A 12232-nucleotide genomic window follows, 5' to 3' on the forward strand; every position below is an offset into this window, starting at 1 on the left:
CTGAAGATAACTTTTTTTAATTGTATTTGCTTATACGGCAACGATTGCGTCACTCAAATCTGCATGACGAAAACGTTAAACTAACGATAAAGGAAAGACATGTCCCAGATAGAAGCGGTATTTTTCGACTGCGACGGTACGCTGGTCGACAGCGAGGTTATTTGCTCTCGTGCCTATGTCACGATGTTCAAAGAGTTTGGCATTAACGTTGACCTTGAAGAGATTTTTACCCGCTTTAAAGGCGTAAAACTCTACGAAATCATCGACATCATTAGCAAAGAACAGGGTGTAGAAATAGTCCGTGCCGATGCCGAACACGTTTATCGTGCAGAGGTGGCGCGTCTGTTTGATAGCGAACTGGAGGTGATTGCGGGAGCAAACGCCTTACTGGAAAGCGTGAAAGTGCCGATGTGCGTCGTCTCTAACGGTCCGGTCAACAAAATGCAGCATTCACTCGGCAAGCTCAACATGCTGCACTATTTCCCGGAAAAACTGTTCAGCGGTTACGACATTCAGCGTTGGAAACCCGATCCGGCATTAATGTTCCACGCCGCAAAAGCAATGAATGTGAACGTTGAAAACTGCATTCTGGTCGATGACTCCAGCGCAGGAGCACAGTCAGGAATCGATGCCGGTATGGAAGTGTTTTACTTCTGCGCTGACCCGCACAATAAGCCGATCGTTCATCCGAAAGTCACTACCTTTACCCATCTTTCGCAATTGCCGGAACTGTGGAAGGCGCGTGGCTGGGATATTACACGGTAAATAAAGAAACCCGGTGATATGTTCACCGGGCAGATTACGTATTCACATTTTGCCGGATGCGGCGTAAACGCCTTATCCGTCCTACAGTTAGCGTTACTTTTTCGGTTCTTTTTCTGCCAGCAGTTTATCCAGCTCATCACCGCCTACGTGGCGGAAATCTTGCCCCTTCACGTAGTAGAAGATGTATTCGCAGATATTCTGGCAGCGGTCACCAATACGTTCGATGGAGCGTGCACAGAACAGCGCGGTAAGTACGCTCGGAATGGTGCGCGAATCTTCCATCATGTAGGTCATCAGTTGACGAACAATACCTTCGTACTCCTGATCAACTTTTTTATCTTCACGATAGATTCGCACGGCTTCGTCAATGTCCATGCGCGCGAACGCGTCCAGCACGTCGTGCAGCATTTGGATGGTGTGACGCCCCAGCGACTCCAGACTGACTAACAATGGCTGATGCTGCTGGGAGAATTTCTCCAGCGCAGTACGGCAGATTTTGTCCGCCACATCACCAATACGCTCCAGCTCAGCGATAGTTTTACTGATCACCATCACCAGACGCAGGTCGCTCGCCGTCGGCTGACGTTTGGCAATAATGCGCACGCAGGCTTCATCGATCGCCACTTCCATCATGTTGACGTTTTTGTCGCCTTCGATCACGCGCTTCGCCAGATCGCTGTCCTGGTTGTGCATCGCAGTGATGGCATCGGTAAGCTGTTGCTCCACCATCCCGCCCATGGTCATCACCTGCGTGCGGATGCTTTCCAGTTCAGCGTTGAACTGGCCGGAAATATGTTTATTAAGATTGAGACTGTCCATAACGCACTCCTGAATCAACCGTAACGGCCGGTGATGTAGTCTTCTGTTTGTTTCTTCGCTGGCTTGGTGAACAGATCGTCCGTGTTGCTGAACTCAATCAATTCGCCCAGGTACATAAACGCCGTGTGGTCAGAACAACGCGCAGCCTGCTGCATGTTGTGAGTTACGATCACTACGGTGTAATCCTGCTTCAATTCGGTGATCAGCTCTTCAATACGCCCGGTGGAGATAGGGTCGAGTGCCGAACACGGTTCATCGAGCAACAACACCTCCGGGCGAATAGCGATACCACGCGCAATGCACAGACGTTGTTGCTGACCACCAGAGAGAGAGTAACCACTCTGGTGTAATTTATCTTTGGTTTCGTTCCACAATGCGGCCTTGGTCAATGCCCACTGTACACGCTCGTCCATGTCGGCACGGGAGAGTTTCTCAAACAGACGGACACCAAAGGCAATGTTGTCGTAAATGGACATCGGGAACGGCGTCGGTTTCTGGAACACCATGCCCACTTTCGCACGCAGCAGGGCGATATCCTGAGTGTTGGTCAGGATGTTGTCGCCATCAAGCAGAATTTCACCTTCCGCACGCTGCTCCGGATACAGTTCAAACATTTTGTTGAAGGTACGCAGCAGCGTCGATTTACCGCAGCCAGACGGCCCGATAAACGCCGTAACCTGGTTTTTAGCGATATCCAGGTTGATGTTTTTCAGGGCATGGAATTTGCCGTAGTAGAAGTTCAAATTACGAACCTGAATTTTACTCGGGGCAGTTTCAACCATACTCATTGCAATCTTTTCCTCATCGTGCCTGATGCACTTCGCTAATCAGGCTTACCGTAGGCCGGATAAGGCGTTCACGCCGCATCCGGCAAAGTGTTAACCGTGTTTATTCTTGGCAAAAACAACGCGCGCCAGAATGTTCAGCAGCAGTACGCACAGGGTAATGATCAACACACCAGCCCAGGCCAGTTGCTGCCATTCCGCAAACGGGCTCATCGCGAACTTAAAGATCGTTACCGGCAGGTTAGCGATCGGCTGCATCATGTCCGTGCTCCAGAACTGGTTGGAGAGCGCGGTAAACAGCAGCGGCGCGGTTTCACCCGCAATACGAGCAATCGCCAGCAGAATACCGGTCATAATCCCGGAGACCGACGCTTTCAGAGTAATCGCGGAGATCATCTTCCACTTCGGCGTCCCCAGCGCATAAGCCGCTTCACGCAGGCTGTCCGGCACCAGTTTCAGCATGTTCTCGGTGGTGCGGATAACAATCGGCACCTGCAACAGTGCCAGGGCAATCACGCCAGCCCAACCGGAGAAGTGCTCCATCTGAGCCACCACGATGGTATAAACAAACAGACCAACAACAATCGACGGCGCGGAGAGCAGAATGTCGTTAATGAAGCGAATAACTTCAGCCAGCCAGGATTTACGTCCATATTCCGCCAGATAAATCCCCGCCATAATCCCCAGCGGCGTACCGAATACCGTGGCCCACAAAATTAACAGGCCGCTACCCGCCAGGGCGTTCGCCAGGCCACCACCTTCTGTATTTGGCGGCGGCGTCATTTCGGTGAACAGCGCCAGAGACATACCGTCGATACCGCGGGTGATGGTGGACATTAAAATCCAGATCAGCCAGAACAGACCGAAAGCCATCGTCGCCATTGAGAGCGTCAGCGCAATACGGTTTTTGAGGCGGCGACGCGCCTGCATTTTGCGGCGGGATTCTGCCAGCGCCGCGGTAGTTTGTGTTTCAACCATAGCCATTAGCGTGCCCCCTCATTCTTAGCCAGGCGCATAATCATAAACTTCGATGCGGCCAGGACGATGAAGGTAATCACAAACAGGATCAGGCCGAGTTCCATCAGTGCAGCCACGTGCAGACCGGATTCTGCTTCCGCAAATTCGTTCGCCAACGCGGAAGTAATACTGTTACCTGGCATATACAGCGAGGCGCTGTCGAGCTGGTAGGTGTTACCGATGATAAAGGTCACCGCCATCGTTTCACCGAGCGCGCGCCCCAGACCCAGCATAATGCCGCCGATCACACCATTTTTGGTGAACGGAAGAACGATACGCCAGATAACTTCCCAGGTGGTGCAGCCGATACCGTAGGCTGACTCTTTCATCATCACAGGGGTTTGTTCGAAGACATCGCGCATTACCGCCGCAATGTACGGAATGATCATAATGGCGAGGATCACGCCCGCCGCGAGGATACCGATACCAAATGCCGGGCCGGAGAACAGCGCGCCAACAATCGGGATATTCGACATGATATTGCCGACTGGTTCCTGGAAGTAGACGGCAAACAGCGGTGCAAAAATAAACAGCCCCCACATGCCGTAAACGATACTTGGAATGGCTGCCAGCAGTTCAATGGCGATACCCAGCGGGCGCTTCAGCCAGCCTGGCGCAAGCTCTGTCAGGAACAGGGCAATCCCGAAACTCACCGGGACGGCGATCAGCAGCGCGATAAACGAAGTCACCAGCGTACCGTAGATCGGCACCAGCGCCCCGTAAATATCGTTCGGCGCATCCCACTCTTTGGTCCACAGGAAAGCCAGACCAAATTTCTGAATGCTCGGCCAGGAGGAGATGATCAGAGAGACAATAATGCCACCCAACATCAATAGCACAATCAGCGCCGCCAGTTTTACCAGCACGCTGAAAATTATGTCGCCCTTTTTACCCGGTGGGTTAAAAGCAGGCTTGGTTGCAGCCATAAGTTACTCTTCAGTTAAACGCGTTTACAAAGTCATTTTGTAATGCCGGATACGGTGTAAAACGCCTTATCCGGCCTGGAGTTTTATTAGTACAGTGGCTTACCGCTACTGTCTTTAATATTGGTCTTCCACGCAGCGCGAACCTGTTCAACTACGCTATCCGGCAGGCTGGCGTAATCCAGGTCGTTGGCCTGTTTAGCTCCGGTTTTGTATGCCCAGTCGAAGAACTTCAGCACTTCTGCACCTTGCTCTGGTTTCTTCTGATCTTTGTGAACCAGAATGAACGTGGTAGAGGTGATCGGCCACGCATCTTCGCCTTTCTGGTTGGTCAGATCCTGAGCGAATGTTTTGCTCCAGTCTGCGCCTTTTGCCGCATTTGCGAAGTTCTCTTCGGTCGGCGCAACAGGTTTACCATCAGCGGAGATCAGTTTGGTGTAGGCTAGGTTGTTTTGCTTCGCGTAAGCATATTCAACGTAGCCAATTGCCCCCGGCAGACGCTGAACAAATGCGGCAATACCGTCGTTACCTTTACCACCAAGACCGATCGGCCATTTTACGGTAGAGCCAGTACCAACGCTGTTTTTCCACTCTTCATTTACTTTCGCCAGGTAGCTGGTGAAAACGAAAGAAGTCCCGGAGCCATCTGCGCGGCGCACCACGGCGATGTTCTGTGAAGGCAGTTTCAGACCCGGATTCAGTTTGACGATCGCTTCGTCATCCCACTTTTTAATTTTGCCCAGGTAGATGTCACCGAGGGTTTTACCATCCAGCACCAGTTCGCCAGATTTAAGACCCGGCAGGTTAACTGCCAGCACGACGCCGCCAATCACGGTCGGAAATTGGAACAGTCCTTCCTGAGCCAGTTTTTCGTCAGACAGCGGTGCGTCAGAAGCACCGAAATCAACGGTGTTAGCGATAATCTGTTTTACGCCACCAGAAGAACCAATCCCCTGGTAGTTAACTTTATTACCGGTTTCTTTCTGGTAAGTGTCAGCCCATTTGGCATACACCGGCGCAGGGAAGGTTGCACCTGCACCTGTCAGGCTTGCTTCTGCAAACACAGAGAAAGCACTCATCGATAAGGTCGCGGCGACAACAGTTGCGACGGTGGTACGCATAACTTTCATAATGTCTCCTGGGAGGATTCATAAAGCATTGTTTGTTGGCTACAAGAAGCAAAATAGGACAAACAGGTGACAGTTATATGTAAGGTTTATGACAGTTTTATGACAGAGAAAGAAAGCCTTCACTCTTATTTAAATAACCATTTAAATTCAGTATGTTACAAATATTAATAAAGAAGAGATAACAGAAAATTTTCACTCTGTGACAGTGAAAAAATAGCCGAAGATGACGATTTGTCACATGACGTGGGCTGGATGTTTGATTAAAAACATAACAGGAAAAAATGCCCTGCGAAAGCAGGGCATCTGTGTATTACTCAACCGTAACCGATTTTGCCAGGTTACGCGGCTGGTCAACGTCGGTGCCTTTGATCAGCGCGACGTGGTACGCCAATAGTTGCAGCGGAACGGTATAGAAGATCGGAGCAATCACTTCTTCCACATGCGGCATCTCGATGATGTGCATGTTATCGCTGCTCACAAATCCTGCATCCTGATCGGCAAAGACGTACAACTGACCGCCACGCGCACGAACTTCTTCGATGTTGGATTTTAGTTTTTCCAGCAGTTCGTTGTTCGGTGCAACGACGATAACCGGCATATCAGCGTCAATCAGCGCCAGCGGGCCGTGTTTCAGTTCGCCCGCAGCATAGGCTTCGGCGTGAATGTAGGAGATCTCTTTCAGCTTCAATGCGCCTTCCAGCGCGATGGGGTACTGATCGCCACGGCCCAGGAACAACGCGTGGTGTTTATCAGAGAAATCTTCCGCCAGAGCTTCAATACGTTTGTCCTGAGACAGCATCTGCTCGATACGGCTCGGCAGCGCCTGCAGACCATGCACGATGTCATGTTCAATGGAGGCATCCAGGCCTTTCAGGCGGGACAGTTTTGCCACCAGCATCAACAGCACAGTTAACTGAGTGGTGAATGCTTTGGTGGACGCCACGCCAATTTCAGTACCTGCGTTGGTCATCAGCGCCAAATCGGATTCACGAACCAGAGAAGAGCCTGCAACGTTACAGATCGCCAGCGAGCCGAGATATCCCAGCTCTTTCGACAGGCGCAGGCCAGCCAGTGTATCCGCGGTTTCTCCCGACTGCGACAGGGTGATCATCAGACTGTTACGGCGAACAGCAGATTTGCGATAGCGGAATTCAGAGGCGATTTCGACGTCGCACGGAATACCAGCCAGCGATTCAAACCAGTAACGGGAAACCATACCTGAATTGTACGAAGTACCACAGGCGAGGATCTGAATATGCTCAACCTTCGACAGCAGTTCATCTGCGTTCGGCCCCAGTTCACTTAGATCCACCTGACCGTGGCTGATACGCCCGGCAAGAGTGTTTTTGATCGCGTTCGGCTGTTCGTAGATCTCTTTCTGCATGTAATGACGGTAAATGCCTTTATCGCCCGCATCATATTGCAGATTGGATTCGATATCCTGGCGTTTAACTTCCGCGCCAGATTTATCGAAGATGTTTACTGAACGGCGAGTGATTTCCGCAATATCACCCTCTTCAAGGAAGATAAAGCGACGGGTCACCGGCAGCAGTGCCAGTTGGTCAGAAGCGATAAAGTTTTCGCCCATGCCAAGGCCGATAACCAGCGGACTACCGGAACGAGCCGCCAGCAGGGTATCCGGGTGACGGGTATCCATAATTACCGTGCCGTAAGCGCCACGCAGTTGCGGGATAGCACGCAGAACAGCTTCACGCAGGGTGCCGCCCTGTTTCAGTTCCCAGTTAACCAAATGCGCAATCACTTCGGTGTCGGTTTCAGAAACGAAGGTATAGCCACGCGCTTTTAACTCTTCACGCAGTGGTTCATGGTTTTCGATGATGCCGTTATGCACCACCACAATGTGTTCAGAAACATGCGGATGCGCATTCACTTCTGAAGGTTCACCGTGGGTCGCCCAACGGGTATGAGCAATACCCGTTCCGCCATGCAGAGGATGTTCTTCCGCTGCCTGGGCCAGCATTTGCACTTTACCGAGACGACGCAGACGGGTCATATTACCGTCCGCATCGACTACTGCCAGGCCAGCAGAGTCATAACCGCGGTATTCCAGACGACGTAAACCTTCAAGAAGGATTTCAGCTACATCACGTTGCGCGATCGCGCCAACAATTCCACACATAGTTTTTAATTCCGATTGATATCGTTGTCGGTCAACCTGTATGCCCGTTTTTCCGGGCGCCCCGAGCCTTGTAGAGAGTGGGGTTATTTTTATTGTTACTGCTTGCAGGCGGGAGATTATGTTATCTCCTCATCCCAGGAGGCCGGATTACCCGGCCAGAATTACTTTTTCTTTACTGGACGACGCCAACCTTCTTTTTGCGACTGCGGCACGCGGCTAATTGCCAGAGCGTTTTCACCAACATTGCGCGTTACGGTAGTACCCGCAGCAATAGTCGCGCCTTTACCAACCGTTACCGGTGCAACAAGTTGGGTGTCAGAGCCGACAAACACATCGTCGCCAATAATGGTTTTAAATTTATTCGCACCATCATAGTTGCAGGTAATGGTTCCTGCACCGATGTTAACGTTATCACCGATTTCCGCATCGCCCAGATAAGTCAGATGACCGGCTTTTGAACCTTTACCCAGACGCGCTTTTTTCATCTCAACAAAGTTACCGACGTGTGCGCCTTCAAGCAGCTCTGCCCCCGGGCGCAGACGGGCAAACGGGCCAATGGTACAGGCCGCTGCCAGATTCGCGTCTTCCACCACTGTATATGGGCTGATTTCGCAATCATCACCAATCACGCTGTTTTTAATCACGCAACCAGTGCCAATTTTCACACGATTGCCGAGAGTAACATTACCCTCGATGATAACGTTAGTATCAATTTCAACATCACGCCCGTGAGTAAGCGTTCCGCGCAGATCAAAACGGGCCGGATCGCGTAGCATAACCCCTGCCAACAGCAGTTTTTCAGCCTGTTCGGACTGATAAACGCGCTCCAGACGGGAGAGTTGCAGGCGGTTATTCACGCCTTCAACTTCGCTTAAGCGTTGCGGATGTACAGCGACGATTTCACGCCCTTCCTGATACGCCAGCGCAATAATATCGGTGATGTAGTATTCGCCCTGAGCGTTATTGTTAGTCAGCTTCGCCAGCCAGCGTTTCATATCTGCGCCGTTGGCGATCAGAATGCCGGTGTTGATTTCCTGAATCTGACGCTGCTCATCGGTGGCATCTTTATGTTCAACAATGCCAGTAACTTTGCCGTTTTCACGGGTGATACGACCATAACCGGTCGGGTCATCCAGTTTCACCGTCAACAGGCCAATGCCGCCCTGCGGTTTAGCATCGCGCAGACGCTGGAGTGTTTCGACAGAGATCAGCGGTACGTCGCCGTAAAGCATTAAAATGTCTTCATCATCGGCAAAGAAAGGCGCAGCCTGCTGCATCGCATGACCAGTACCCAGTTGCTCTGCCTGAAGTACCCAGTTCAGGTTGTCATCTTTCAGCGCCTGTTTAAGCAGATCGCCACCGTGACCATACACCAGATGAACGTGTGCTGCGCCTAATTCATTCGCAGCATCAATGACATGCTGAACCATCGCTTTCCCGGCAAGGGTATGCAGCACTTTCGGAAGATCGGAATACATGCGAGTGCCTTTGCCCGCGGCAAGGATCACTACGCTCATAGCATTATTCAACATACGCGTCCTGACTGTAATTTGAGAACGAATTTAAACCGCTTCACCTTGAAAAAACTACATTTTTTTCATCGTGAAATGGACAGAGGATAAATTGTTCAATAACGGATTATCCTCGCTGGCGAAAGCACCATTTTCGACCATCGTCACGCCTTTTGTCTGCATAAAAGTAAGGCATCACCTTCATTTAAGCGTCAGCCTGATGTTTTTGCTCTTATTTCGATCAATGAATAAACAAGAAAACCAACGAAGGATTTCGCTGAGTTATAAAGACGGTTTAATTGCGGGATATAAAAACATAGCAGAACAAATCTCGCGGCGACGCGCGAAAAAAAAGCCAGCCTGTTTCCAGACTGGCTTTTGTGCTTTTCAAGCCGGTGTTACATCGCTTTTTTAGTCAACTCGATAACGCGCAACTGCGCGATCGCTTTGGCCAGTTCCGCAGACGCCTGAGCGTAATCTACGTCGCCGTGAGAGCTGCTAATGTGCTCTTCAGCCTTACGTTTCGCTTCCATGGCTCGCGCTTCGTCGAGATCCTGGCCGCGAATTGCGGTGTCGGCCAGAACGGTCACGTTGCCAGGCTGCACTTCAAGAATGCCGCCAGACAGATAGATAAACTCTTCGTGACCGTGCTGTTTCACGATGCGAATCATACCAGGCTTAATGGCGGTGAGCAGCGGTGCGTGGCCCGGGTAAATTCCCAGTTCACCTTCGCTACCCGTTACCTGGATTTTCTCGACCAGACCAGAGAACATTTGTTGCTCTGCGCTGACGACGTCCAGGTGGTAAGTCATTGCCATATCACCCTCCGATTAAGGCGTTAAAGTTTTTTGGCTTTTTCCACAGCTTCTTCGATGGAACCGACCATGTAGAACGCCTGCTCCGGCAGGTGATCGTATTCGCCTTCCATGATGCCTTTAAAGCCACGGATGGTGTCTTTCAGGGAGACGTATTTACCCGGAGAACCGGTGAATACTTCTGCCACGAAGAACGGCTGGGACAGGAAGCGCTGGATCTTACGAGCGCGCGCTACCACCAGTTTATCTTCTTCAGACAGTTCATCCATACCCAGGATGGCGATGATGTCTTTCAGTTCCTGATAACGTTGCAGGATGGACTGTACGCCACGCGCGGTGTCGTAGTGTTCCTGACCAACTACCAGCGGGTCCAACTGACGGCTGGTGGAGTCCAGCGGGTCAACGGCCGGGTAGATACCCAGAGACGCGATCTGACGGCTCAGTACCACGGTTGCGTCAAGGTGCGCAAAGGTGGTGGCCGGTGATGGGTCAGTCAAGTCATCCGCAGGTACGTATACCGCCTGAACGGAGGTGATAGAACCTGTTTTGGTGGAGGTGATACGTTCCTGCAGAACACCCATCTCTTCCGCCAGGGTCGGCTGATAACCTACCGCTGAAGGCATACGGCCAAGCAGTGCGGATACTTCCGTACCGGCCAGGGTGTAACGATAGATGTTGTCAACGAACAGCAGAACGTCACGACCTTCGTCACGGAATTTCTCCGCCATGGTCAGGCCGGTCAGTGCAACGCGCAGACGGTTTCCCGGCGGCTCGTTCATCTGGCCATACACCAGGGATACTTTATCGATAACGTTGGAGTCGGTCATTTCGTGGTAGAAGTCGTTACCCTCACGAGTACGTTCACCTACGCCCGCAAACACAGAGTAACCGGAGTGCTCGATCGCGATGTTACGAATAAGCTCCATCATGTTTACGGTTTTACCAACACCCGCACCACCGAACAGACCAACTTTACCGCCCTTCGCGAACGGACACATCAGGTCGATAACTTTGATACCGGTTTCCAGCAGTTCCTGAGAGTTTGACAGCTCTTCGTAGGAAGGTGCTGCGCGGTGAATCGCCCAACGCTCTTCTTCACCGATCTCGCCTTTCATGTCGACCGGTTCGCCCAGTACGTTCATGATACGGCCCAGAGTCGCTTTACCTACCGGGACTTCGATCGGGTGTTCGAGGTCTTTTACATCCAGACCGCGACGCAGACCGTCGGAGGAACCCATTGCGATGGTACGCACGATACCGCCGCCGAGCTGCTGCTGAACTTCCAGCACCAGACGCTCATTACCATTTTGCACCTCAAGAGCATCGTACACGCGCGGTACGGCATCCTGAGGGAATTCGACGTCAACTACGGCGCCGATTACCTGGACAATCTTTCCAGTAGCCATCTTAAATCCTCTACGAAATAACCTGTTTAAACCGCGGCGGCCCCCGAGACGATCTCGGTGAGTTCCTGAGTAATGCTGGCCTGACGAGCTTTGTTGTATACCAACTGCAGCTCTTTAATCAGGCTGCCGCCATTGTCGGTCGCGGCTTTCATCGCCACCATACGGGCGGCCTGCTCGCTGGCCAGGTTTTCAACCACGCCCTGATAAACCTGAGATTCGACATAACGACGCAGCAGGGTATCCAGCAACGCCTTCGGATCGGGTTCGTACAGGTAATCCCAGGATTTATGTTTCAGATCATCATCATCTGACGCCGGTAACGGCAGCAGTTGGCTGATAGTCGGAACCTGAGACATGGTGTTAATAAATTTGTTGCTGACAATGTAAAGCTTGTCCAGACGGCCTTCGTCGTAGGCCTGCAACATCACTTTTACCGGACCGATCAGTTCGGACAGGGAAGGGTTATCCCCCATACCTGTAACCTGGGCAACAACATTGCCGCCCACGGAGTTGAAGAACGACACACCTTTCGAGCCGATCATTGCGAGGTCGCATTGAACGCCTTTGTCGGTCCAGGTCTTCATTTCCGCCAGCAGTTTTTTGAACAGGTTAATGTTCAAACCACCGCACAAACCACGGTCGGTCGACACCACCAGGTAGCCCACGCGTTTAACGTCGCGATCTTCCAGGTATGGGTGCTTATATTCCAGATTACCGTGTGCAAGGTGACCAATCACTTTGCGCATGGTTTCTGCATAAGGACGGCTGGCCGCCATGCGATCCTGCGATTTACGCATTTTGGAAGCGGCGACCATCTCCATCGCTTTAGTGATCTTTTGCGTGTTCTGGACGCTTGCGATCTTACTACGTATCTCTTTTGCGCCGGCCATGAGCTTCTCCTCAATGCCTTGCGGCCTGCCC

At 51.7% G+C, this 12232-nt stretch carries 11 protein-coding genes; 1 reads left to right on the forward strand and 10 read right to left on the reverse strand.

Going from position 1 to position 12232, the window contains the following annotated elements:
• The first annotated feature begins 99 nt into the window (after positions 1–99).
• Positions 100–765 (forward strand): 6-phosphogluconate phosphatase, encoded by a 666-nt coding sequence (gene yieH, locus A31E_RS03835; protein WP_000078042.1) that lies wholly within the window; start codon positions 100–102, stop codon positions 763–765.
• A 93-nt stretch (positions 766–858) separates the two neighbouring features.
• On the opposite strand, the gene phoU is transcribed toward yieH, so the two are convergent.
• The 10 genes from phoU to atpG all read right to left on the reverse strand — a co-directional run bounded on the left by phoU (position 859) and on the right by atpG (position 12201).
• A complete protein-coding gene (gene phoU, locus A31E_RS03830) occupies positions 859–1584 on the reverse strand; it encodes a phosphate signaling complex protein PhoU (RefSeq protein ID WP_000377803.1) in 726 nt (241 codons plus the stop codon).
• A 14-nt stretch (positions 1585–1598) separates the two neighbouring features.
• On the reverse strand, positions 1599–2372 hold the full coding sequence (gene pstB / locus A31E_RS03825) for a phosphate ABC transporter ATP-binding protein PstB (RefSeq protein ID WP_000063126.1): 774 nt from the start codon (positions 2370–2372) through the stop codon (positions 1599–1601).
• A gap of 90 nt (positions 2373–2462) precedes the next feature.
• The gene (pstA, locus tag A31E_RS03820; RefSeq protein ID WP_001252002.1) at positions 2463–3353 is read right to left on the reverse strand and encodes a phosphate ABC transporter permease PstA; all 891 of its coding nucleotides are present in this window, start codon (positions 3351–3353) and stop codon (positions 2463–2465) included.
• On the reverse strand, positions 3353–4312 hold the full coding sequence (gene pstC / locus A31E_RS03815; RefSeq protein ID WP_000741620.1) for a phosphate ABC transporter permease PstC: 960 nt from the start codon (positions 4310–4312) through the stop codon (positions 3353–3355). Before pstC ends, pstA begins: the two co-directional genes overlap by 1 nt.
• Positions 4313–4398: 86 nt before the next feature.
• The gene (gene pstS, locus A31E_RS03810; RefSeq protein ID WP_000867170.1) at positions 4399–5439 is read right to left on the reverse strand and encodes a phosphate ABC transporter substrate-binding protein PstS; all 1041 of its coding nucleotides are present in this window, start codon (positions 5437–5439) and stop codon (positions 4399–4401) included.
• Between the two features lie 310 nt (positions 5440–5749).
• A complete protein-coding gene (gene glmS / locus A31E_RS03805) occupies positions 5750–7579 on the reverse strand; it encodes a glutamine--fructose-6-phosphate transaminase (isomerizing) (protein WP_000334041.1) in 1830 nt (609 codons plus the stop codon).
• A 161-nt stretch (positions 7580–7740) separates the two neighbouring features.
• Positions 7741–9111: a bifunctional UDP-N-acetylglucosamine diphosphorylase/glucosamine-1-phosphate N-acetyltransferase GlmU gene (glmU, locus tag A31E_RS03800; RefSeq protein WP_000933745.1), complete on the reverse strand. Its 1371-nt coding sequence runs from the start codon at positions 9109–9111 to the stop codon at positions 7741–7743.
• A gap of 377 nt (positions 9112–9488) precedes the next feature.
• Positions 9489–9908, reverse strand: a complete 420-nt coding sequence (locus A31E_RS03795; protein WP_001251965.1) for a F0F1 ATP synthase subunit epsilon — start codon at positions 9906–9908, stop codon at positions 9489–9491.
• 20 nt (positions 9909–9928) lie between these two features.
• Positions 9929–11311, reverse strand: coding sequence for a F0F1 ATP synthase subunit beta (gene atpD / locus A31E_RS03790; protein ID WP_000190506.1), 1383 nt, complete (start codon positions 11309–11311; stop codon positions 9929–9931).
• 26 nt (positions 11312–11337) lie between these two features.
• The gene (gene atpG, locus A31E_RS03785) at positions 11338–12201 is read right to left on the reverse strand and encodes a F0F1 ATP synthase subunit gamma (RefSeq protein WP_000896498.1); all 864 of its coding nucleotides are present in this window, start codon (positions 12199–12201) and stop codon (positions 11338–11340) included.
• Positions 12202–12232: the final 31 nt, after the last annotated feature.

Source organism: Escherichia sp. KTE159 (assembly GCF_000408805.1).
Lineage (GTDB): Bacteria > Pseudomonadota > Gammaproteobacteria > Enterobacterales > Enterobacteriaceae > Escherichia > Escherichia marmotae.

Coding starts and splice junctions, on each gene's coding strand:
- A31E_RS03795 (WP_001251965.1), bottom strand. CDS start 9,908: ATGGCAATGACTTACCACCTGGACGTCGTCAGCGCAGAGCAACAAATG.
- atpG (WP_000896498.1), bottom strand. CDS start 12,201: ATGGCCGGCGCAAAAGAGATACGTAGTAAGATCGCAAGCGTCCAGAAC.
- atpD (WP_000190506.1), bottom strand. CDS start 11,311: ATGGCTACTGGAAAGATTGTCCAGGTAATCGGCGCCGTAGTTGACGTC.
- pstA (WP_001252002.1), bottom strand. CDS start 3,353: ATGGCTATGGTTGAAACACAAACTACCGCGGCGCTGGCAGAATCCCGC.
- yieH (WP_000078042.1), top strand. CDS start 100: ATGTCCCAGATAGAAGCGGTATTTTTCGACTGCGACGGTACGCTGGTC.
- glmU (WP_000933745.1), bottom strand. CDS start 9,111: ATGTTGAATAATGCTATGAGCGTAGTGATCCTTGCCGCGGGCAAAGGC.
- phoU (WP_000377803.1), bottom strand. CDS start 1,584: ATGGACAGTCTCAATCTTAATAAACATATTTCCGGCCAGTTCAACGCT.
- pstC (WP_000741620.1), bottom strand. CDS start 4,312: ATGGCTGCAACCAAGCCTGCTTTTAACCCACCGGGTAAAAAGGGCGAC.
- pstB (WP_000063126.1), bottom strand. CDS start 2,372: ATGAGTATGGTTGAAACTGCCCCGAGTAAAATTCAGGTTCGTAATTTG.
- pstS (WP_000867170.1), bottom strand. CDS start 5,439: ATGAAAGTTATGCGTACCACCGTCGCAACTGTTGTCGCCGCGACCTTA.
- glmS (WP_000334041.1), bottom strand. CDS start 7,579: ATGTGTGGAATTGTTGGCGCGATCGCGCAACGTGATGTAGCTGAAATC.